We start from the raw sequence: 23,119 nt of genomic DNA on the forward strand, positions 1-23,119 counted from the left end.
AAACAAACACATTAATATATTAAACCGAAGCTTAACAGCTTCGGTTTTTTTATGCCCAAAATTTAATACCTTTACTATATGAAGCAACTCATTATTATAAACGGTCCAAATCTAAACCTCTTAGGTAAACGTGAAACTAATATCTACGGAAATTTAACCTTCACAGAATTTCATGAACAAGCCATTAAAAAATACCCTAACATAACCTTAGAGCATTTTCAATCTAATATAGAAGGCGAATTAATTGATAAAATTCAAGAGGTTGGCTTTACATATGATGGTATTATACTCAATGCTGCAGCATATACACATACATCTGTAGGCATTGGTGACGCTGTAAAAGCCATTACAACGCCTGTGGTAGAGGTTCATATTTCAAACACATTCTCTAGAGAAGAGTTTAGACATCAATCCTACATTTCACCAAATGCTAAAGGTGTAATTCTCGGTTTTGGTTTGCAAAGCTATGAGTTGGCAATACAGAGTTTTCTAGAAGATTAAATGGTCAAATTATGCGTTAGCAGTTCATCATGAGATATTATATTACACTTTTTTGTTTCCTTTTCTTTTGTTCTATGCTGAAATGTAACGCACAACCCAATGTAGACTTTGGTATTAAAGGAGGTCTCAATCTCACCTTTTTTAAAGTCCCAGAAGCTCAATTTGGAAATACCATACAAACCGAAACTGGATTTTATGGAGGCCTCTTTACCGATTTTAAAATTGATGAAACTGTCCATCTTCAACCCGAATTGCTTTACATTCAATTAAATGACTTCAAATTTATAAACGCACCTATCTATGCCAAATTTCAATTATCTAATAAATTGAGCTTTATGGCTGGTCCAAGTTTAAACTATTTTTTCGATTTTTTTGTCAACAAGTTTAAGGTAAGAGGCGATCTAGCTTCAGCCTATAATATTTCTAATCATCTAGACATCCATATGAAATTTGTAGTAGGATTCACTGAGGTAGCTCCAAATGGGTTGTTTTTAGGTATAGGCTATACCTTTTAAATATTAGCTCTTGTCCAGTTTTTTGTAAAAACGTTTCTCAATATACGTGTACGTAAGGTAAGAGTAATAGCAAAGTATTACAGTAGTTAAGAGTTCAAATACAACTGCCAAACCACTTGAATTAGGAAAGGCTTTTAAAACCATTTTGTTGTAGATAATGATAATTAACACCTGATTTAAATAGATGGAGTAGGACCAAGCTCCTAATTTTTGAAATATCTTGGATTTTAAAATATGTGATAGTATGCCTTTTTCAATAGAAAACACAAAAATTAATAGCGCAAAAACGATGTGCATGATATAGTAGTAGTTTTTAGCGATGAGATCAACATTTATGGTAGCTATTACAACTAATACAATACTTATAAATTCTAAAACAGTGTACGTGTTTTTTGAAATAGAAGGTAATAAAGTTGCTAGTGAATCTCTTAGTACATACACAACAATACCAATATAAAACCCAATACAAGCTCTCATAAAACTATACCCAAAATCAATAACTAGATTGAATTGACCATATTTTAAATAGAAAAACAAATAGCCAATAATTATAAAAGTGACTGCTGTAATTACAGTTAATTGTTTTTTGCCAAAACACCATAAAGAGGCACTCACAAACAGTAAGTAAGATATAATTTCTGCGCTAATGGACCAATTTGGGAAGTTCCAGCTAAAGTCTACAAATAATGGTGTAGCATTTAATACAAACAATTGCGGATAAAGCGTATTAAATGTATTTATTGAAAAAGGAGGATTAGAATATGCACCAGGATTATAGGTGACATATTTAAACATTTCTAAAGCGATCAACACAAATAGAGTGTAATAGTGTAATGGTAATAAACGTTTTAGTCTATTTACAATAAATGTTGTTCTAGAAGTTAAGTCATTAAGTCGGTCTTTATAATTATGATAGATCACAAAACCACTTAAAATAAAAAACAGGTCCACAAAAAGTCCAGAATTAGACACAAAAGCATTAGCAGTAAGCCATGATTTATTTGGCATATGGTATAAAAACACCAATACAGCAGCAAAGCCTCTAAATGCATCTAAAGCATGAAATCGTTTATTTGAATTCAATAATTTATTTAAACAGTTATTCTTGCTCTAATCTAGGCAAAAAAAAACGAACCATTTTGGTTCGTTTTTTTTATTATGTAAATGTGATACTTATTATAAGTGTATGACTTCATCATAAGCAGCAGCAACAGCTTCCATTACCGCTTCACTCATAGTTGGGTGAGGGTGAATTGCTTTTAATACTTCATGGCCAGTTGTTTCTAGTTTACGTCCTAAAACGGCTTCTGCAATCATGTCAGTTACACCAGCTCCAATCATATGGCAGCCTAACCATTCGCCATATTTAGCATCAAAAATAACTTTTACAAAGCCGTCTTTAGCTCCAGAAGCACTTGCCTTACCCGAAGCTGAGAATGGAAATTTACCAACTTTAATATCAATACCTTGCTCTTTTGCTTGTTTTTCAGTTAAGCCAACACTTGCAATTTCTGGAGAACAATAGGTGCAGCCTGGCACATTTCCGTAGTCAATAGCTTCAACATGCATACCAGCGATTTTTTCTACACATAAAATACCTTCAGCAGAAGCAACGTGTGCTAAAGCTTGGCCTGGAGTAATATCACCGATAGCGTAGTAGCCAGGAATGTTTGTTTGGTAGTAATCGTTAACTAATATTTTATCTCTATCTACAGCGATACCAACATCTTCTAATCCAATGTTTTCAATATTAGATTTGATACCTACAGCAGATAATACGATATCTGCTTCAAGAATTTCTTCACCTTTTTTAGTTTTCACTGTCGCTTTTACACCTTTTCCTGAGGTGTCAACATGTGTCACTTCCGCAGATGTCATGACTTTAATTCCGCTTTTCTTAAATGAGCGTTCTAATTGTTTAGAAACCTCTTCATCTTCAACAGGAACAATATTTGGTAAATATTCAACAACGGTTACCTCAGTCCCAATTGAATTGTAGAAATATGCAAATTCAACACCTATTGCACCAGAACCAACAACAATTAATTTCTTTGGTTGTTCTTCTAGAGACATGGCTTGTCTATAACCAATTACTTTTTTACCATCTTGAGGTAAGCTAGGCAACTCACGAGAACGAGCTCCTGTGGCAATAATAATATGGTCTGCAGTGTATTCTTTACCGTCTACTTCAACTTTTTTACCCGTTTTTAAGGTTCCGAAGCCATCAATAACATCAATTTTGTTTTTCTTCATTAAAAACTTGACACCATTACTCATACCATTTGCAACGCCTCGACTACGTTTTACAATGGCATTAAAATCTTTGTCATATTCTTTAACAGAAAGCCCATAATCTTCTGCATGTTTTAAATAGTCAAAAACTTGAGCAGATTTTAATAAAGCTTTTGTTGGGATACAGCCCCAATTTAAACAAATACCACCTAAATTTTCTTTTTCTATAACTGCGGTTTTTAATCCTAATTGTGAAGCTCTAATTGCTGCAACGTAGCCTCCAGGACCACTACCAAGTACTATAATATCGTATTTACTCATGAGTTTTCTTGTCTTATTTTTAAGGTAACGAAGATACAAAACCAAATTGTAATATTAAAACCTGAATTCACCCTAAAATTTTTTTTTAATTTGACTCAATTTTTAGTCGATGAGTAGATGGTATTTTGAAGGACTAACTCGTTAATTTAAAGAATTATGACACGACTTGGAGCGTGAAATAAATTCTATTAGAACACTCAAAATAAGGCAATTTTACATTATAATTCTTACGTTTTTTATTTCCTATAAATACAGGTTGAGATGGTAATTTGGTTTAGAGGTCGTCTGTAAAGTGTCTACGACCTTGTTCTTGGCTAAATTTTTTTGTGTTATAAGTGGTTGATTGTCCTTTAGGTATAGATAGTGATTCCCAGTGTTTACCTTTTGTTAGTTTTCCTAGAAATACAAGTTGACCAATATGATATGCATAGTGTGCTAATTGTCTATTTATGGCTTCGGTTACTGTGTGCCCTTGATTTCTAATATATATAATATGCTCTAAATTAGTATGAGTTAATGGAGTTATAGCATTAAATAAACAGGTCCATCCTCGGTTCCAGTAGTTGAGTAATTCTTCTTTATTCTGAAATGTATCTTCAAACTCACCATCGCGATGTCTCCAGTTTTTTTCGCCATCTTCGGTTAAAAAGTTAGTCAACCTACTGAGCATATTGCCAACTATATGTTTTACTATAATGGCAATAGAGTTGGAGTCTTCTGCAAATTCATGTTTCAGTTCTTCAAAGGATAATTGAGCAATAGTTTTATCTCCAAGACTTTTGTAATATTCAAATTGTTTAATGGCACTTGATAAATATGAATTTTCCATGAGTTTAAATTAATGTCATAAAAATAGCGATACCATTTCAGTGAAACTATAGTTTGTTATAGTTAGAAATTATATCGCTATTATTAGGTTTATGATAAAAACTTATTGCGCAGGCACAAACTTCAAAGCGTCACCATTAATACAATGACGTTTACCGGTTGTGTTTCTAGGGCCATCATTAAAAACGTGTCCTAAGTGTCCACCACAAGTAGCGCAATGTTCTTCATCTCTACTGTAGCCTAATTTGTTATCTGACCCGTAGGCTACATTGCCTTTAATTTCTCTATCAAAACTTGGCCATCCTGTACCAGAATCAAATTTATGTTCGCTTTTAAATAATGGCGTGTTGCAAGCCGCACAATGAAATGTGCCTTTGCGCTTTTCATCATTTAGTGGGCTGCTAAAAGGACGTTCGGTACCTTCTTGACGCAACACATAATACGCATCACTTGATAATTCTTTTTTCCATTCGGCATCGGTTTTGCTAATAGGAAATTTCTCTTCTACTTTACTTTCTTTTTTCTGAGCAGAAGAGTTGCAATTAAAAAATAAAGCTATTGTTAATAATGTTATAAACTTTTTCATAGTATAAAATAGGGTTTGTTTTTATTTACTTTTCAGTCGGTTTTTTTATAATTTCATTACGAAATCGTTTTAGAATTATTAATAATTTAACAATGTATAGAGCAATGTAATATTTTTAGGAATATTTTAGTAAGTTTATAAAATATCATTTAAAAAAGATAAGAAATGAGAATAATGCATATGAGCGCCGAATGTTATCCAGTCGCTAAAATTGGAGGTTTGGCCGATGTTGTAGGAGCTTTACCAAAGTATCAAAATTCTATTGGTGCTGTAAGCAGTGTGATTATGCCTTTTTACAATAATGCATTTACCCAAAAGCATACATTTGTTTCCGTTTATGATTCTCAAATTAACTTAGGAAACACTCAGATAGATTTTAGCGTATTAAAATTATCAGAATCTGTTTTAGATTTCGATATTCATTTTATACATATTAATGAGTTATTATATAAAGAATATGTGTACTCTGATAATGATACCGATCGATTTTTAGCATTTCAAATTGCAGCATTAGATTGGATTTTGACTTTAAAAGACAAACCAGATTATATACACTGTCATGATCATCACACAGGTTTAATTCCTTTTATGGCACAAGAAAGTTTTAAATATGAATCTTTAAATAAAATCCCTGTAATTACAACAATTCATAATGCACAATATCAAGGATGGATGTCTTATGAAAACTTATATAAATTGCCTCGATTTAATATTGAAAGAGTAGGTTTACTTATGTGGGATGGGCTAATTAATCCATTGGCAGCTGCAATAAAATGTGCTTGGCGTGTCACTACAGTATCACCAAGTTATATGGAAGAATTAAAATTTAATGCCAATGGACTTGAACACTTATTAAGTGCTGAAAGCTCTAAAGCTATTGGGATTTTAAATGGAATAGATTCTGAAGTTTGGAATCCTGATAAAGACGAATACATTATTAAAAATTACAATAAAACCTCAGTAGATGCTGGGAAAAAGGCAAACAAGAAATGGTTATGTGACCAATTTAACTTAGATGACAGTAAACCGCTATTTGCTTTTATTGGACGTTTAGTAGGTGAGAAAGGCGCAGAGTTATTGCCTCACGCTCTTGATTATGCATTACGTTCTAAAGATTTATCTGTGATTGTATTAGGTTCTGGATCTAAAGATACTGAACGACAATTACTTGATCTAATACCTAAACATCCTGGACTTTATAATGCTTACATTGGGTACGATGAAAAACTGTCGCATATTATTTATGCTGGAGCCGATTTTTTATTAATGCCTTCGCGCGTAGAGCCTTGTGGTTTAAATCAAATGTATTCATTAAGATATGGAACAGTGCCTGTTGTTAGAAAAATTGGCGGATTAAAAGATACAGTTGTAGATATAGGAGACCAAGGTTTTGGTATTTGTCATAACGACGTTTCTGTAAATGATATCGTTATGGCTATTAGTCGAGCAAAAGACTTTTATAACCTCAAAGCATTTAAAGTAAATAGAAAACATATAATGAGTATAGATCATTCTTGGAAGGTCTCTGCTAAAGCATATATAAATTTATACAATTCAATTCACTAAACTAAACTAAACTAAACTAAACAAAGCTATGATAAACAATAAAGTATTGTCAATTATACTTGGTGGAGGCCAAGGATCTAGATTATATCCTCTAACTGCTGATAGGTCAAAACCAGCAGTGCCAATTGCCGGAAAGTATAGATTAGTAGATATCCCAATTTCGAATTGTATAAATTCTGATATTAAAAGAATATATGTGTTAACACAATTTAATTCTGCGTCTTTAAATCAGCATATTAAAAACACCTATCACTTTAGTTTTTTTAGTAGTGCTTTTGTAGACGTTTTAGCAGCAGAGCAAACAATGCAAAGCGATAAATGGTTTCAAGGTACAGCAGATGCTGTAAGGCAAAGTATGCATCACTTTTTGCAAAACGATTTTGAGTATGCGCTCATTCTTTCAGGAGATCAGCTGTATAACATGGATCTTGAAGATATGATAGCAAAACATCAAGAAAGTAAAGCAGAAATAACCATTGCAACGTATCCAGTTACAGCTAAAGACGCAACTGGTTTCGGTCTTTTAAAAACAGATGATGATGATATCATAACGTCATTTATTGAAAAACCAGCACCTGAGTTATTACCAGATTGGACCTCAGAGGTGAGTCAAGAAATGAAAAATGAAGGTAGAAATTATCTAGCTTCAATGGGAATTTATATTTTTAATAGAGAGTTGTTAATAAAATTAATGGATAATCCAGATACCAATGATTTTGGTAAAGAGATAATTCCTCAATCCATACATAATCATAAAACACTAAGTTATCAATATGAAGGTTATTGGACAGATATTGGAACTATTGAATCTTTCTTCGAAGCCAATTTAGGGTTAACAGATGATATTCCTAAGTTTAATTTGTATGATGAAAATAGAGTCTATACAAGAGCTAGAATATTGCCTACCTCTAAAATTTCAGGAACAACAATTAATAATTCTGTAATTTCTGATGGCTGTATAATTCATGCCGATAAAATAGAAAGATGTGTCATTGGGATTAGATCAAGAATTGGTAAAAGGTCAGTAGTGCATAATACGTATATGATGGGTAATGATTCATATGAATCGTTGGCAGATATAGAAGCCAATCATATTGAGAACCTTTTAGGTATCGGTAATGATTGTATAATAAATTATTGTATAGTTGATAAAAATTGTAGAATAGGTGATAATGTGAGAATTGAAGGAGGAAAACACCTAGAGGATAAAGAAACTGAAAGCTATTTTATAAAAGACGGTATTGTAGTTATCAAAAAAGGTGCTACTATCCCTAAAGGCACAATAATTAAATAATTTTATTCCAATACAATACATGGCAGAAGTAATAGCACACAGTCTTTTTACAGATTTTGATATCTCCCTTTTTAAATCAGGAAAACATTATCGTTTATACGAGAAATTTGGTTCGCACATAACAACGGTAGAAGGAGTTGAAGGTGTTTATTTTGCTGTTTGGGCTCCAAGTGCAAAAATGGTATCTGTAATTGGAGATTTTAATTTTTGGACAGAAAGTGAGCATAAACTTAATGTACGTTGGGATTCTAGCGGAATATGGGAAGGCTTCATTCCTGGAGTTGGGAAAGGCACACAATATAAATACAAAATTCTTAGTAGTAATAACGATATAACAACCGAAAAAGCAGATCCTTACGCTAGACGAGCAGAGCACAATCCCAAAACAGCATCTATTGTTTGGGACGATACCTATAAATGGAAAGATGCAAAATGGATGAAAATGCGAAAAAAGCACAATGCTCTAAACGCACCATACTCGGTTTATGAAGTCCATTTAGGATCTTGGAAAAAACAAATTGAAGAGAATCGATTTATGTCATATGTTGAGCTAGCAGACGATTTAGTGAGCTATGTTAAAGACATGAATTTTACTCACGTTGAGTTAATGCCAATAATGGAGTTTCCTTATGACCCTTCTTGGGGTTATCAAGTGACAGGTTATTTTGCACCAACATCACGTTTTGGATATCCTGAAGAATTTAAATTATTAGTTGATAAATTACACCAAAACGATATTGGGATCATTCTAGATTGGGTACCGTCACATTTCCCAGAAGATGCTCACGGACTCGGTTTCTTTGATGGATCTGCGCTTTATGAGCATCCAGATAAACGAAAAGGATACCACCAAGATTGGAAGAGTTTAATTTTTAACTACGGAAGAAACGAAGTCAAGTCCTTTTTAATAAGTAATGCCATTTTTTGGTTAGATCAATTCCATGTAGATGGTTTTAGAGTAGACGCAGTCGCTTCCATGTTATTTTTAGATTATAGTAGAGAAGATGGTGAATGGGAACCAAATATGTATGGCGGACGAGAGAATCTAGAAGCCATGTCATTTTTGCGAGAATTTAACGAAGCCGTATATTCAGCTTTTCCAGATGTTCAAACCATTGCCGAAGAATCTACCGCATTCCCAATGGTCTCAAAACCAACCTTTCTTGGAGGTTTAGGTTTTGGCATGAAATGGATGATGGGTTGGATGCACGATACATTAGAGTATTTTTCTAAAGAACCTATCTATAGAAAATACCATCAAAATGACCTTACATTTTCTATGACCTATACATTCACAGAGAATTTCATGTTACCATTAAGTCACGATGAAGTCGTGTATGGTAAAAAATCAATTTTGGGTAGAATGCCAGGCGATGAATGGCAACGTTTTGCAAATTTGAGATTATTATACAGCTATATGTTTACACATCCTGGAACTAATGTTTTATTTCAAGGTGGTGAATTTGGTCAAAGTTCAGAGTGGAATTTTGAACAAAGTTTAGATTGGCATTTGCTAAAATACGCACCACATAAAGGTATAAAAGAGTTGTACAAAGATTTAAATACATTTTATAAATCGCAACCTGCATTATATCAAAAGCAATTTTCTTCGGAAGGTTTTGAATGGATCGACTATAATGATCACGAAAACTCAATAATAACCTTCATTAGAAAAGGAGATAAGCCAAAAGATGATATCATCGTCGTTTGCAACATGACACCTAATCCCAGTAACAATTACCGCATCGGAATTCCGAAGAAAGGAAAATTAAAAGAAGTGTTCAATAGTGATTTAAAAAAATACTTTGGAACAGGAGAGTACAAAAATAAAGCTTTAACATCTAAAGCCGTAGCGCATCATTTTAGAGATAATTCTGTAGAGATAAATGTGCCACCATTAGGTATGATTGCTTTTAAGTATGGAAAATGACACAAAGAAATCACCATTGTAAATTCTAAACAGGACTAAATTTATAATTACTATTGATATGTTACTCCCAATACATATTATGAAATTATAAATATATCACGTTTTAATTTTTTTATTATTACAAACAAAGCTCGAAATCGTTATAGTTAACAATTCCTAATAATAACTATTTACAACGTTTCTTTACGTCCTGATTTTTCCGTTTTTTTGTGTGTTTCATACTATAAATTTAGCTTATGATTGTAAATACAGAATTAGAGAATAAAGGAAATTTAAGTCCTTCAAAAATTATCAACTTTAAAAAAGATGTAGATACGCTCTATTTTTCTACCGAAAACGATGTGGTATTACAACTTACTGTACTTCGAGATAGTGTGCTGCGTTTTAGATACACTACAACTGGTACTTTTGATAATGATTTTTCATATGCAATCACAAAATATGCTAGCACAGGTTATAATCATTTAGAAATTGAAGAAACTGAAATTGCTTTTGTAATCACTACGAAAAAGTTGATATGTCACATTTCCAAAGCAAATCTAGGTGTCAAAATATATGATGCGGTAGATAATGTTTTAATAAACGAAGATGAGTCTGGTTTCCATTGGGAAGAAAGTTATGAATATGGAGGAGATATTGTAAAAATGTCTAAAGTTTCTAAAGATGGAGAAAGTTATTATGGTCTTGGTGATAAGCCAAGTCATTTAAATTTAAAAGGTAAGCGTTTTGAAAATTGGGCAACAGATTCTTATGCCTACGGAAAAAATACAGATCCAATCTATAAATCTATACCATTTTATACAGGTCTACATAAAACAAAAGCTTACGGTATTTTCTTTGACAATTCATTTAGATCATTCTTTGACTTTGCACATGAACGTCGCAACGTAACAAGTTTTTGGGCACAAGGTGGTGAGATGAATTACTATTTCATCTATGGTCCAAAAATGACCGAAGTTGTAGAAAGTTATACAGATCTTACAGGTAAACCACATGTATTACCACCACTTTGGGCATTAGGTTTTCACCAATGTAAATGGAGTTACTACCCAGAATCTAAAGTAAAAGAGGTCACCTCAAAATTTAGAGATTTAAAAATACCATGTGATGCCATCTACTTAGATATCGATTATATGGAAGGATTTCGTTGCTTTACCTGGAATAAAGACTATTTCCCAAATCCCAAACGTATGGTTAAAGAATTGGCTGACGACGGATTTAAAACAGTTGCCATTATTGATCCAGGTATTAAGATAGATAAAGAGTATTCTGTTTTTAAAGAAGCTTTAGAGAATGATTATTTCTGTAAACGTGCAGATGGTCCTTATATGAAAGGTAAAGTATGGCCAGGAGAGTGCTACTTCCCAGACTTTACTAACCCTGAAGTTAGAGAATGGTGGTCTGGATTATTTAAAGAATTAATAGAAGAGATTGGCGTTAAAGGTGTATGGAATGATATGAACGAACCTGCTGTCATGGAGGTTCCTAATAAAACATTTCCAGATGATGTACGTCATGATTATGACGGAAACCCTTGTAGCCATAGAAAAGCACATAATATTTACGGTATGCAAATGGCTCGCGCTACGTATCAAGGCCTTAAAAAATCTGCATATCCAAAACGTCCATTTGTGATTACACGTTCGGCGTATTCTGGCACACAACGTTATACATCAACATGGACGGGAGACAACGTTGCAACTTGGGAACATTTATGGATTGCCAATGTGCAAGCACAACGTATGGCTATGTCTGGATTTAGTTTTGCAGGAAGCGATATTGGCGGATTTGCCGAACAACCTCAAGGCGAATTATTTACGCGATGGGTACAATTAGGAATTTTTCATCCGTTTTTTAGAGTGCACTCCTCAGGAGATCATGGAGATCAAGAACCATGGACTTTTGGAAAAGAAGTCACAGATATTGTTAGAAAATTTATTGAAATTAGGTATCAACTTTTACCTTATTTATATACCGCCTTTTGGAAATATGTAGAAGAAGGTACTCCAATATTAAACTCTTTGGTGTTATATGATCAAGATGATGTGCAAACACATTATAGAACTGATGAGTTTGTATTTGGTAACCAAATTTTAGCGTGTCCAATTTTAGAACAAAATGCTAAAGGACGACGTATGTATTTCCCAATAGGAAAATGGTATGATTACTGGACAGATACTATTATAATTGGTGGACGAGAAATATGGGTCGATTCAGATTTAGATGAAATGCCAATATTTGTAAAAGAAGGTGCTATCATTCCGAAGTACCCAATACAACAGTACGTTGGTGAGAAAAAAATTGATACCGTTGTTTTAGATGTGTATTATAAAGAAGGAAAAGAGCGTTCTCAATTATTTGATGACGCACATGACGGTTATGATTACACAAAAGGACGTTATAGTTTAAGAACATTTAAATTAACAGGTAAATCTAATGAATTAATTATACAGCAACATAAAGAAGGAAAGTTTGAAGCAGGTTATGAAACATTTGAAATTAAAATTCATGGATTGCCGTTTGAAATTTCTGAAATTCAGGTAGATAATGTTATCATTCCGTTAGAACGTATCGAAACTAATGGAATTTCTATAATGAGAATTAATAAAGAATTTTCAGAATTACACTTTATTGGTAACGCGTAATTAGCATTTTTTTTGCTTAATATGTGACAAAATTTAATGTATTGTGTCAAAGTTATGTAGAATCATTTTGTAAATTTAGCTAACACAAAAAATCATTGATTATGAATATTAAAAATAATATAGTAGCAGCAGGAGTCATAGCATTATTTCTTTCTTGTACTACAAACCCTTTTACTGGAAATAAAACTTTGGCATTAGTTTCTAATTCTGAATTATTTCCTACATCATTTGCTCAATATGATCAGTTCTTAACCGAAAATAATGTGGTTACAGGAACATCAGATGCAGAAATGATTACGCGAGTAGGACAGCGAATTGCGGTAGCAGCAGAGCGTTGGTTAAACGCAAATGGTCATCAAGGCTATTTAGATGATTATAAATGGGAATACAATCTCGTAAATGACAACACAGTTAATGCTTGGTGTATGCCAGGAGGAAAAATTGTTTTTTATACAGGAATCTTACCAATTGCTCAAAATGAAACAGGAATTGCCGCAATTATGGGACATGAAGTAGCACACGCTTTAGCAAACCACGGTCAACAACGAATGAGTGCAAGTATGTTACAGCAAATAGGTGCAGTTGCAGGAAATGTTGCAATTAAAGATGAGCAATCTCGTAACTTATTTAATCAAGCGTATGGTGTAGGTAGTCAAGTAGGTGTGATGTTGCCATTTAGTAGAAGTCATGAAACACAATCTGACGAGATTGGATTATATCTTATGGCAATTGCAGGTTATAATCCTTCAGAAGCTGCAGAGCTCTGGAAACGTATGAAAGCAAATAGTGGAGGAGAGTCACCTCCAGAATTTTTAAGTACGCATCCATCTAACGATACACGAATAGATAACCTAACGCAATGGGCTCCTAAAGCAGAAGCTGAAGCCAAAAAATTTGGTGTCGATTCATTTAGACCTTTAGGTAACTTTTAATTGTAAAGATTAAAATTTATAGTAATTTAGAAGCTGTCCAATAATGGACAGCTTTTTTTATTGAAATCGTTGTAAATAAATGATATTCAATAACCTCAATAATAATTAAAATCTCTTTAACTGAGGTAAAAGTGAATTGATAACTTCTATATATGAATCAACTTGAAAAAGGAAGTAAAAAACTGTTGAATGCTTGGGCATTTTATGATTGGGCAAACTCGGTTTATACACTAACCATTGCGTCATCCATATTTCCTTTATTTTATGCCTCATTATTTATATCTAAAGTTGAATTAGTTTCAGCCTTTGGATACGAAATGAAACAAGAAACTTTAATCACTATAGTCACAGCTTTTACATTTTTGGTGGTAGCGATTCTGTCTCCAATTTTATCAGGTATAGCCGATTATGTTGGTAACAAAAAAAACTTCATGAAGTTCTTTTGTTATGTTGGTTCTGTTGGGTGTATAGGATTGTATTTCTTTGATAGAAATTATATACATCTAAGTTTACTCTTTTACTTTATGGGTTTAATAGGGTATTGGGGAAGTTTAGTGTTTTATAATTCTTATTTGCCAGATATTGCGCATCCAGAGCAACAAGACAGTATTAGCGCTAAAGGTTTTTCTTTAGGTTATGTTGGTAGTGTTTTACTGTTAATAGCCAATTTAGCTATGGTGATGAGTCAAGATACTAAAGAAGGTGCCATAGAAATGATGAAATATTCATTTATCACTGTAGGTGTTTGGTGGGCATTATTTAGTCAATATACATTTTATGTGTTGCCAAACGGAACCTCTCCTGGCCATAAAGTAACCAAAGCCATATTGTTCAATGGCTTTAAAGAATTGAAATTGGTTTGGCTGCAATTGAAACAAAATTTAAGACTAAAACGGTATCTCTATGCATTTTTTGTTTTTAGTATGGCTGTACAAACTATCATGCTAATTGCTACTTATTTTGGTGAAAAAGAAATCAATTGGACTTCAGATACCGAAAAAACAACAGGTTTAATAGGTAGTATTTTACTCATCCAATTAATTGCAATTTTAGGCGCTTATTTGACGTCTAAAGCATCTTATAAATTCGGAAATATTAAAACTCTAATAGTCATCAATTTCATTTGGATGTGCTTATGTTTTTACGCGTTTTTTATGAAGTCTCCATTACAGTTTTATATTGCAGCAGGATTAGTTGGTTTAGTAATGGGAGGAGTACAGTCTTTAGGACGCTCAACGTATTCAAAATTTCTTCCAGAAACTGAAGATACCACATCTTATTTTAGCTTTTACGATGTTGCCGAAAAAATTGGTATTGTAATCGGGATGCTCATTTTTGCAATTGTATCTGAATATTGGTCTATGCGTTATGGTATATTGTTTCTATTTGTCTTCTTTTTAATGGGTATCGTTTTATTATTCAGGGTCCCTAAGGAAAACAATTAAATTAGTATGTTTGTAGAAACCCAATATCAATTCATTATGAAAAAGATAATTACTTTATTACTATTTACAGTAGCCTTAACCTTTGTGTCTTGTGAAGACGAACCCTTAGAAGGTGATTTTGAAACAGGAGGAACTACATGTGAAGTTGCCATTGCAAATACAGCTCAAGCAGCCTTAAATTTCTTAGGAGTTAATGACGACAATTACACACAATTATGCTCAGCTTATAGTACCGCTTTACAAGCACAAATTACAGCTTGTGGAGATCCTGATGGGAGTTTGCAATTAGCTCTAAATGCTTTAGGAGACTGTACCATTACAGGAGTAGATAATTGTGAGGATGCAACTTTGGCAGTCATGTCAGCACAATCGGCTTACGAGAATGCTAACGATGAAGATTATTTAAATTTATGTAACGTTTATAAAACAACTTTAGAAAATCAAATCGTACAATGTGGAGATGAAGATGGTAGTATTCAATCAATTATTGATGGGTTGGGAGATTGTGTATTAGAAACTCAAGCGAGTATTTGGGAGTTAATTCAAGGTGATCCTACATCTACGACTTCAAAATTAGATGCGATTCATTTTAAAAATTCTCTTGAAGGTTTTGTTGGTGGTGGAAGCTTGTCAATGAAAGCAACAACAGATGGTGGTAATACTTGGGAGTCTGTTTCAGGATACAATGGTATTCGTGATTTTAGTTTCTCAAGTGAAAATAATGGTTGGTCAGCAGGAATTTCTGGTCAATCTATGAGATATACCACAGATGGTGGACAATCATGGACAGATATAACACCTATAAATTCAAATTCATTATGGGGAGTTGCTGTAGATAATACTAATGATTACGCTTATTTTGTTGGCACTGGTGGTATTATTTGGAAATACTATAATTCGGTAGGTCTTCTAGATGATATTAGCATAACAGGTGAAACAGGATTAGTAACAGATGTTTATGTAACCACAGATGGTGTTTTACTCGCAATTTTACAAGAAGATGGTAGAATTTTACTATCAGACAATGGTGGTATTTCTTGGGCAGAAGTGAGTAATTTTGATGGTGGTTCTTATACCGAAATGACTTTCCCTTCAGCGTCTATAGGTTATGCAGCAGGTAGCTCAGGAGCTGTGGCTAAAACTACAGATGGAGGTTTTACTTGGGAGTCATTAACTACAGGGTCTAATGGTTATTTTCAAGGCATACATTTTTATGATGAGAATCATGGTATCGTAGTTGGTGCAATTGGTAGAGTGTATTATACCAATGATGGTGGAGCTTCTTGGAGCTCACAAGATATTGGGAATACAGTAAATGTTTACGACGTACGATTACTGTCTCCAACTAGCGCTATAATTATAGGAGATGGTCAAACGATTATGAAGTGTGATAACATTATTTTTTAACTTATATCGTTCATTATTAAATCTAACGAATCCAATTAAACCTCTATTTTATTCCAAATGGAGGTTTTATTTTATGTGCAATCTCTACTTATAACTAATAATTAGTATGTTTGTAGAAACCCAATTTAAATTTATTATGAAAAAGTTATTTACACTATTAATGTGTACAGCAGTTTTAACTTTCGTGTCATGTGAAGACGAACCATTAGAAGGTGATTTTGTAACTGGAGGAGTATCATGTGAAGCAGCTATTGCTAATACAGCACAAGCAGCCTTAAACTTCTTGTCAGTTAATGATGATAATTACGAACAATTATGTTTAGCATATCGTAGTGCCTTACAAGCGCAAATTACCGCTTGTGGAGATCCTGATGGGAGTTTGCAATTAGCCCTTAATGCATTAGGTGATTGTTCTGTAATATTAGCAAATAATTGCGAAGATGCAACAACGGCAGTAGCATCAGCACAAGCAGCTTTTAACAATGCAACTAATGATGACTACTCAACTTTATGTAATGCATATAGAGCAACGTTACAAAATCAAATAGCACAATGTGGTGATGAAGATGGTAGTATACAATTAACAATTGATGACTTAGGTGATTGTACTATAGATAATGAAGAGCCAGCAGACGTTACTGGAACATGGTTGTTAACAGCTTGGAATGGTACAGAGCCAATTGATTTAGATGGAGATGGTGTAGAAAGTATTAACTTTTTAGATGAAATGGATTGTTATGAAAACGAAACTATTGTTTTTAATACAGATGGAACTGGAGTTACAATGAGTACCTCATTCGCTTCATTCATATTTGATATTGTAGTTGGTACTACCGATGAGTTCTCTTATACTATAGAATGTGAATTTGAAGACGAAAACACTAATTTTACATGGACTCAAAATGGAAATATAGTATCTACAAGCGATGGTACTGATACAACCGATTTAACCTTAAATGGAAATGAGTTGTCAATATTTGTTCCAGAAGGATTTTTGGCCTTTAGCTCAGATTTTACAGCCACAACAACTCAAGATTTAACGTTTGTGTATACGAAGCAATAATATTTTTTTCTTCGGAAATGTAAAAAGCCATTAACAATCTGTTAATGGCTTTTTTGTTTTGTTATAAAATGCAAAAATGTTTTTAGTATAATTGTTTTGTGGTTAGAAATGATATAAAAGCCACAATCTGAAGAACAGATTGCGGCTAAAGTTTAACAATAAAAGTAAATTTTAATTTTCTATACTCCCAGAACCTGAAACTTTAGAATCTTCATTAGTTGGGTTTCCTCTATACTCAATATCTCCAGAACCTGTTACTCTAGCTTTAAAGTTTCCGTTGCAAACCACTTTTGCATCTCCAGAACCCGTTACAGAAACATCTGTGTTTACTGCTTTAAGATTAAACCCATGAAAATCTCCAGAACCAGTGACTTTGGCCGTTAAATTTTGAGTTGATCCTTTTAGAGTTAAATCTCCAGAACCTGTTATATTTCCTGTTGCGTTATTTGATTGAATATTTAATATTACATCTCCAGATCCAGATAGTGATGCTTCAAAACTTGATGAGTTGATTTGACCTTCATTCCATAAATCTCCAGATCCAGAAAGTGAAACAGCATTTATATCTTTATACGGGATGGTAACTTTTATTGTTTTATTATTACTAGTATTTAAGTTTTTTCCTTTTTCAGTTTTAATAATTAATTTTCCATTTTTTACCTCAGTAATAATATGTTCAACAAGATTAGACTCTCCTTCTATTGTAATTTTACCTTCAGTTCCTGATACTAAAATATAATCAAAACTTCCTGAGCAATACACAGCATCATAATCTAATGTAGTTCTTGTTATTGTTGTGATATTGCCATTACCTTTTATTTTCTTTCCGCCCCATTGTGCTTGAGAAAATGTAAAACTTAATAATGCTGCAATTAATACGATTGATTTTTTCATGATATAATAGTTTTTTAATCTTTAATTTTAATTTCTTTTAAATGTGACACTTCCATATTCTGATTTAATGTTGATGAGGTTCGAGCTGTTGGCATCACCATGATATCCTTGGTAATATTTATCGGCTGATTCTACACGTTTCTTAGTAAATTGAAAGTGATCTGCATCACGTAACGAAGCGTATTCTAAATCAATATCAAATCTAAATTTGTAAGCAGGTTCATATCCAATTGTGATACCATTATAATCTGATTCTATTTCAATATTGTTTGCACTGGCCGTCATATTGTCAATTTTTATAGATCCGTAGTCAGCTTTAATATTTATGTTTTTATAAATATTTCCTAAGCGTACTGTCAAATAATCGCCATTGCCTACGACATTATTAGCATTATTCACTTTTAATGAACCATAGTCACAATTGTAGGTTATGTTTTCTGCTATTTCAATTTCAGATTTGGTGTAATCTGCATTAATTGATAAGTTTTTAGCTTTTCCAACGGTATAACCACTATAATCGGCATCAATGTCTGCACCATTTATATACTCAAAGTAAGAGTTGTTAGTGTAGTCAAACGAAATATCATTATTATCTGCCATGAGTTCCTTAGTTGTAATTTTTCCGTAGTCACAATTAATTATAGCACGACCTTCCAATTTGTCTAAATCAATATTTCCGTAGTCATTATTTAGGTCTACATTATTTGTTATAGGCATTTTAATAATGTAATTGATTTCCATATTTACGCTATTGTTTTTTCCCCAATTCCACCAAGATTTAGATTTACTTTTACTAAATAGCGTCTTTGCAGATACCATACTGTTAGAGCTCGAAAACTCAACATCAATATCATTAAGTTTATTGGTTACTTCATCAATATCGTTACCATTGGTTTTTATTTTAATTTCAAAAGTGATTTTAGATCCTTCGTATGTTGTGATATTTATGTTACCGTAGCTATTATCTATTTTTAAGGTTGCATTATCACTTACATTAAATTCTTTTTTTAATGTTTTATTTTTAGTGTGTTTACCATTAAACTTTTCATGTGTAGTAGAAAATGTTAGTGTTGGCACTAAAATAAATACGATTAATAACTTATATAGTAATGTTGTTTTCATTTTGGTTTAGTTTAAAATTTTTAACTTCTTCAATGTGTTCTAAAACAGTTTGTAATACATCTATTCTGTTTTGAAAGTTGGCAATCATAGCGTATATAACACGTTTATCATTACCGCTTTCACTCAAATCCACTTTAAGTGTTTGATATTCTTGCTCTAAAATCTTCAGTTCTTTCATAGCATCATTAACCATGTCTTCTGTTTCTGGAGAGCGTAAAGCTTCCAAAGAGGCAACTTCTTGTGCAATAGCAGTAGTAAAAAAGGATTGCGTTTGAGATAACTCTGGAGATACACTCGCCAAATCCATAAGTTCATTATTTTGTTGCTGTTGCATCACAGTAAAAACTCCAAAACAAAGTATTATAGATGCTGCAACTGCTAAAAATGGTTTCCAGTAATTAGATTTTTTAGACGTAAGATCTACAACAGGGTTATTTTGCTGTTTTAACTTTTCTAAAAACCTATTCTCATGACCTTTATTTGGCATGTCAACATCAAAGTCTCCTTTTAGACTGCCGAATAGTTTTTTAATTGAATCTTTTTCTTTCATTTTATCCTTTTTATAGTCTTCCGACTTATTTTAATATTGAACCAATGGTTCTAATTTTTTTCGTAAGCTATCTTTTGCTCTTGAAATCATGGTTCTGCAATTTGCTGCCGAAATATCCATAATCTCACAAATTTCATCATAATCAAAACCTTCAATTAAATGAAGCGTTAAGCAAGTTTGATAATTATCTTTAAGCTTTTTCATGGTCTCCAGAACTTGATTAGCTTTCAGGGATTTTAATTCATAGTCTTCTGGAATACCAGAATCTTCTTCCACCTTATAAAGAACATCATCTAGAGCAACATCCTGGTATTTATTATTTTTCTTATAATGATAAATACTATTATTAATCACAATTCGTTTTAGCCATGAACCAAAAGTTTTAATCTCTTTAAGACTATCCAACTTTGTGAACGCTGTTAAAAATGAATCCTGCATGATGTCCTCAGCCTCAAAACTGTCTTTCACAATTCTAAAGGATGTATTGTACATCGCTTTGTAATATCTATTATAAACCTCCATTTGCGCATGTTGGTTTCCAGATTTACATAGGTGCAATAATTGCTCTATATTTTGGTTGGTTAGTGTCAAAAAACAAATGCTTTATTATAGAGATGCGAGTAAAGATGCTTTGTTACACTTTTACTAAAAATATTTTTTATCACTTCGGAAATATGAATATTCATACAATGGCATAACTATTGAAATTAGATAAAGGTATATAATTGCGAACACTTAGTAAACACTTGATTTATAGAGTTAACCGCAATTATTGTAATTAATATAAATCATGAATTCTGTCCTTTTAATGACAGAATGACTAAAAAAATAATATGGCGAAGTCTAAATTTTTAAAGCTTGACAGTTTGTCATTTCAGGATTTTGATGAAAACTCAGAATTAATCCCTTTAATGACTCCTGAAGATGAAGAACAAATAAATAACGAAGTTCTACCAGAAACATTACCAATTTTATCATTGAGAAATACAGTCTTGTTTCCAGGTGTAGTAATTCCTATTACAGCAGGACGCGATAAATCTATAAAACTAATTAATGATGCTAACAAAGGAAGCAAAGTTATTGGTGTTGTATCTCAAAAAGATGAAACGGTTGAAGATCCTGGAGCAAATGATATATTTAAAACAGGTACAGTAGCTCGTATTTTAAAAGTACTAAAAATGCCAGATGGTAATACAACAGTTATTATTCAAGGTAAAAAGCGTTTTGAAATACAAGAAGTAGTGGCCGAAGATCCCTACATGACAGCCACAATAAAAGATGTACAAGAGGCTAAACCTGCAATAGATAATAAAGAGTTTTCGGCTATTATAGATTCTATTAAAGATTTGTCTTTGCAAATTATTAAGGATAGTCCGAACATTCCTTCAGAAGCTTCATTTGCTATCAAAAACATAGAGAGCAATTCGTTTTTAGTGAACTTTGTATCTTCTAATATGAACCTTTCCGTAAAGGAAAAACAACAATTATTAGAAATCAATGATTTAAAAGAGCGTGCATTAGCAACCTTAAAATATATGAATACCGAAGTTCAAAAATTAGAACTAAAAAACGATATTCAATCAAAGGTTCAAAGTGATATGAACCAACAACAACGTGAGTATTTCTTGCATCAACAAATGAAAACCATCCAAGAAGAATTGGGTGGTGGTGTTTCATCTGGTGAGGAGATTGAAGAGATGCGTACACGCGCTAAAAAGAAAAAATGGGACGATAAAGTCGCTGAGCACTTTGATAAGGAATTAGCAAAAATGCGTCGTATGAATCCGCAAGTGGCTGAGTATTCAATTCAGCGTAACTATTTAGATTTGTTTTTAGAGTTGCCATGGAATGAGTTTTCAAAAGACAAGTTTGATTTAAAACGCGCTATGAAAATTCTAGATCGAGATCACTATGGTTTAGATGATGTTAAGAAAAGAATCATAGAATATCTCGCAGTTTTAAAATTGCGAAATGATATGAAATCACCAATTTTATGTTTATATGGACCTCCAGGTGTTGGTAAAACGTCTTTAGGAAAATCAATTGCTGAGGCTTTAGGAAGAGAATATGTACGTATGTCACTTGGAGGCTTAAGAGATGAAGCAGAAATTCGCGGACATCGAAAAACCTACATTGGTGCCATGCCAGGACGAATCATTCAAAGTCTAAAAAAGGCAGGAACATCTAATCCTGTGTTTGTATTAGATGAAATTGATAAATTGTCTAATTCTCACCAAGGAGATCCGTCGTCAGCATTGTTAGAGGTTTTAGACCCTGAACAAAATAGTGAGTTTCATGATAACTTTTTAGAAATGGGATATGACCTATCTAAAGTTATGTTTATTGCAACTTCTAATAGTTTAAATACCATTCAGCCAGCATTATTAGATCGTATGGAAATCATTAATGTAACGGGTTATACGATTGAAGAAAAAGTTGAAATTGGTAAGCAACATTTATTGCCTAAGCAGCTAAAAGAACATGGATTATCAAATAAGCATCTCAAAGTAGCTAAGCCGCAATTAGAAAAAGTAGTTGAAGGCTATACAAGAGAATCTGGTGTTCGTGGGCTAGAAAAACAAATAGCCAAATTGGTTCGTCATGCAGCTAAAAACATAGCCATGGAAGAAGACTATAATCTTAAAGTAACTAATGACGATGTTATTGAAGTTTTAGGTCCACCAAAATTAGAGCGTGATAAGTATGAAAACAATGATGTTGCTGGTGTTGTTACTGGATTAGCTTGGACTAGAGTAGGAGGCGATATTTTATTTATAGAGTCTATATTATCTAAAGGAAAAGGGAATCTTACAATTACGGGTAACCTTGGTAAGGTCATGAAAGAATCTGCAACAATTGCTATGGAATATATTAAAGCAAACGCAGAAGAATTTGGTATAGACCCAGAAGTTATTTCAAAATACAATGTGCATATTCACGTGCCAGAAGGTGCTACTCCAAAAGATGGACCAAGTGCTGGTGTGACAATGCTAACGTCGTTAGTATCTTTATTTACACAACGTAAAGTTAAAAAGAGTCTAGCAATGACGGGTGAGATTACGTTAAGAGGTAAAGTGTTGCCAGTTGGAGGAATAAAAGAAAAGATCTTAGCGGCTAAGCGTGCACGAATTAAAGAAATTTTACTTTGTGAAGATAATAAGCGTGATATTGATGAAATTAAGCCAGAATACTTAAAAGGTTTAACATTTCATTACGTAAAAGACATGAGTGATGTTTTAAAACTTGCATTAACAAATCAAAAAGTAAAAAATGCTAAAACATTATAGT

At 32.8% G+C, this 23,119-nt stretch carries 19 protein-coding genes; 11 read left to right on the forward strand and 8 right to left on the reverse strand.

The features are described from left to right. Positions 1 to 78: 78 nt before the first annotated feature. Both aroQ and TD29_RS02160 read left to right on the forward strand, forming a co-directional pair. Entirely contained in the window at positions 79 to 501 is a 423-nt protein-coding gene (aroQ, locus tag TD29_RS02155; RefSeq protein WP_040278590.1) for a type II 3-dehydroquinate dehydratase, read from the forward strand. A gap of 74 nt (positions 502 to 575) precedes the next feature. After that, positions 576 to 1,016 (forward strand): porin family protein, encoded by a 441-nt coding sequence (locus TD29_RS02160; RefSeq protein WP_040278592.1) that lies wholly within the window; start codon positions 576 to 578, stop codon positions 1,014 to 1,016. A gap of 3 nt (positions 1,017 to 1,019) precedes the next feature. Here TD29_RS02160 and TD29_RS17785 read toward each other — a convergent pair whose 3' ends face one another. The 4 genes from TD29_RS17785 to msrB form a co-directional block, all read right to left on the reverse strand. Next, positions 1,020 to 2,099: an acyltransferase family protein gene (locus TD29_RS17785; protein WP_052466946.1), complete on the reverse strand. Its 1,080-nt coding sequence runs from the start codon at positions 2,097 to 2,099 to the stop codon at positions 1,020 to 1,022. Positions 2,100 to 2,192: 93 nt separating this feature from the next. Continuing rightward, the gene (lpdA, locus tag TD29_RS02170; protein WP_040278593.1) at positions 2,193 to 3,569 is read right to left on the reverse strand and encodes a dihydrolipoyl dehydrogenase; all 1,377 of its coding nucleotides are present in this window, start codon (positions 3,567 to 3,569) and stop codon (positions 2,193 to 2,195) included. A 274-nt stretch (positions 3,570 to 3,843) separates the two neighbouring features. Continuing rightward, on the reverse strand, positions 3,844 to 4,398 hold the full coding sequence (locus TD29_RS02175; protein ID WP_040278597.1) for a DUF1572 family protein: 555 nt from the start codon (positions 4,396 to 4,398) through the stop codon (positions 3,844 to 3,846). Positions 4,399 to 4,500: 102 nt separating this feature from the next. Beyond that, positions 4,501 to 4,983, reverse strand: coding sequence for a peptide-methionine (R)-S-oxide reductase MsrB (gene msrB, locus TD29_RS02180; RefSeq protein WP_040278598.1), 483 nt, complete (start codon positions 4,981 to 4,983; stop codon positions 4,501 to 4,503). A gap of 165 nt (positions 4,984 to 5,148) precedes the next feature. On the opposite strand from msrB, the gene TD29_RS02185 reads away from it, so the two are divergent. The 8 genes from TD29_RS02185 (at position 5,149) to TD29_RS02220 (ending at position 17,265) form a co-directional block, all read left to right on the forward strand. Further along, positions 5,149 to 6,549, forward strand: a complete 1,401-nt coding sequence (locus tag TD29_RS02185) for a glycogen synthase (RefSeq protein WP_040278599.1) — start codon at positions 5,149 to 5,151, stop codon at positions 6,547 to 6,549. A gap of 28 nt (positions 6,550 to 6,577) precedes the next feature. Next, on the forward strand, positions 6,578 to 7,843 hold the full coding sequence (locus TD29_RS02190; protein WP_040278600.1) for a glucose-1-phosphate adenylyltransferase: 1,266 nt from the start codon (positions 6,578 to 6,580) through the stop codon (positions 7,841 to 7,843). A 19-nt stretch (positions 7,844 to 7,862) separates the two neighbouring features. Next, positions 7,863 to 9,773 (forward strand): 1,4-alpha-glucan branching protein GlgB, encoded by a 1,911-nt coding sequence (gene glgB / locus TD29_RS02195; protein ID WP_040278601.1) that lies wholly within the window; start codon positions 7,863 to 7,865, stop codon positions 9,771 to 9,773. 236 nt (positions 9,774 to 10,009) lie between these two features. Then, a complete protein-coding gene (locus TD29_RS02200; protein WP_040278602.1) occupies positions 10,010 to 12,418 on the forward strand; it encodes a glycoside hydrolase family 31 protein in 2,409 nt (802 codons plus the stop codon). Between the two features lie 101 nt (positions 12,419 to 12,519). Next, positions 12,520 to 13,350, forward strand: coding sequence for a M48 family metallopeptidase (locus TD29_RS02205; protein WP_052466947.1), 831 nt, complete (start codon positions 12,520 to 12,522; stop codon positions 13,348 to 13,350). Positions 13,351 to 13,502: 152 nt separating this feature from the next. After that, on the forward strand, positions 13,503 to 14,795 hold the full coding sequence (locus tag TD29_RS02210; RefSeq protein WP_040278603.1) for an MFS transporter: 1,293 nt from the start codon (positions 13,503 to 13,505) through the stop codon (positions 14,793 to 14,795). Positions 14,796 to 14,831: 36 nt separating this feature from the next. Beyond that, the gene (locus TD29_RS02215) at positions 14,832 to 16,202 is read left to right on the forward strand and encodes a WD40/YVTN/BNR-like repeat-containing protein (protein WP_040278605.1); all 1,371 of its coding nucleotides are present in this window, start codon (positions 14,832 to 14,834) and stop codon (positions 16,200 to 16,202) included. 136 nt (positions 16,203 to 16,338) lie between these two features. Next, positions 16,339 to 17,265, forward strand: coding sequence for a hypothetical protein (locus TD29_RS02220; protein WP_152611445.1), 927 nt, complete (start codon positions 16,339 to 16,341; stop codon positions 17,263 to 17,265). A gap of 171 nt (positions 17,266 to 17,436) precedes the next feature. On the opposite strand, the gene TD29_RS02225 is transcribed toward TD29_RS02220, so the two are convergent. From TD29_RS02225 to TD29_RS02240, 4 genes are read right to left on the reverse strand one after another with little or no spacing between them, the layout of a single operon-like run. Further along, positions 17,437 to 18,159: a head GIN domain-containing protein gene (locus TD29_RS02225; protein WP_040278608.1), complete on the reverse strand. Its 723-nt coding sequence runs from the start codon at positions 18,157 to 18,159 to the stop codon at positions 17,437 to 17,439. A gap of 27 nt (positions 18,160 to 18,186) precedes the next feature. Next, positions 18,187 to 19,281 carry a hypothetical protein gene (locus TD29_RS02230; protein ID WP_040278609.1) on the reverse strand — a complete coding sequence of 365 codons (1,095 nt, stop codon included), beginning with the start codon at positions 19,279 to 19,281 and terminating at the stop codon, positions 18,187 to 18,189. Next, the gene (locus TD29_RS02235) at positions 19,259 to 19,831 is read right to left on the reverse strand and encodes a hypothetical protein (RefSeq protein WP_040278611.1); all 573 of its coding nucleotides are present in this window, start codon (positions 19,829 to 19,831) and stop codon (positions 19,259 to 19,261) included. Before TD29_RS02235 ends, TD29_RS02230 begins: the two co-directional genes overlap by 23 nt. Positions 19,832 to 19,861: 30 nt before the next feature. Further along, positions 19,862 to 20,422, reverse strand: coding sequence for an RNA polymerase sigma factor (locus tag TD29_RS02240; RefSeq protein WP_040278612.1), 561 nt, complete (start codon positions 20,420 to 20,422; stop codon positions 19,862 to 19,864). Between the two features lie 242 nt (positions 20,423 to 20,664). Here TD29_RS02240 and lon point away from each other — a divergent pair, with 242 nt between their 5' ends. Then, entirely contained in the window at positions 20,665 to 23,118 is a 2,454-nt protein-coding gene (lon, locus tag TD29_RS02245) for an endopeptidase La (protein ID WP_040278613.1), read from the forward strand. Position 23,119: the final 1 nt, after the last annotated feature.

This window comes from Psychroserpens damuponensis, assembly GCF_000826655.1.
Taxonomy (GTDB): Bacteria; Bacteroidota; Bacteroidia; order Flavobacteriales; family Flavobacteriaceae; genus Psychroserpens; species Psychroserpens damuponensis.

Excerpts from the sequence above, each read along its gene's own strand:
- TD29_RS02185 (WP_040278599.1), top strand. The coding sequence starts at position 5,149 with ATGAGAATAATGCATATGAGCGCCGAATGTTATCCAGTCGCTAAAATT.
- lon (WP_040278613.1), top strand. The coding sequence starts at position 20,665 with ATGGCGAAGTCTAAATTTTTAAAGCTTGACAGTTTGTCATTTCAGGAT.
- TD29_RS02235 (WP_040278611.1), bottom strand. The coding sequence starts at position 19,831 with ATGAAAGAAAAAGATTCAATTAAAAAACTATTCGGCAGTCTAAAAGGA.
- TD29_RS02210 (WP_040278603.1), top strand. The coding sequence starts at position 13,503 with ATGAATCAACTTGAAAAAGGAAGTAAAAAACTGTTGAATGCTTGGGCA.
- TD29_RS02230 (WP_040278609.1), bottom strand. The coding sequence starts at position 19,281 with ATGAAAACAACATTACTATATAAGTTATTAATCGTATTTATTTTAGTG.
- TD29_RS02200 (WP_040278602.1), top strand. The coding sequence starts at position 10,010 with ATGATTGTAAATACAGAATTAGAGAATAAAGGAAATTTAAGTCCTTCA.
- TD29_RS02220 (WP_152611445.1), top strand. The coding sequence starts at position 16,339 with ATGAAAAAGTTATTTACACTATTAATGTGTACAGCAGTTTTAACTTTC.
- TD29_RS02190 (WP_040278600.1), top strand. The coding sequence starts at position 6,578 with ATGATAAACAATAAAGTATTGTCAATTATACTTGGTGGAGGCCAAGGA.
- glgB (WP_040278601.1), top strand. The coding sequence starts at position 7,863 with ATGGCAGAAGTAATAGCACACAGTCTTTTTACAGATTTTGATATCTCC.
- TD29_RS02225 (WP_040278608.1), bottom strand. The coding sequence starts at position 18,159 with ATGAAAAAATCAATCGTATTAATTGCAGCATTATTAAGTTTTACATTT.
- TD29_RS02175 (WP_040278597.1), bottom strand. The coding sequence starts at position 4,398 with ATGGAAAATTCATATTTATCAAGTGCCATTAAACAATTTGAATATTAC.
- TD29_RS02215 (WP_040278605.1), top strand. The coding sequence starts at position 14,832 with ATGAAAAAGATAATTACTTTATTACTATTTACAGTAGCCTTAACCTTT.
- aroQ (WP_040278590.1), top strand. The coding sequence starts at position 79 with ATGAAGCAACTCATTATTATAAACGGTCCAAATCTAAACCTCTTAGGT.
- TD29_RS02205 (WP_052466947.1), top strand. The coding sequence starts at position 12,520 with ATGAATATTAAAAATAATATAGTAGCAGCAGGAGTCATAGCATTATTT.
- msrB (WP_040278598.1), bottom strand. The coding sequence starts at position 4,983 with ATGAAAAAGTTTATAACATTATTAACAATAGCTTTATTTTTTAATTGC.
- TD29_RS02160 (WP_040278592.1), top strand. The coding sequence starts at position 576 with ATGCTGAAATGTAACGCACAACCCAATGTAGACTTTGGTATTAAAGGA.
- lpdA (WP_040278593.1), bottom strand. The coding sequence starts at position 3,569 with ATGAGTAAATACGATATTATAGTACTTGGTAGTGGTCCTGGAGGCTAC.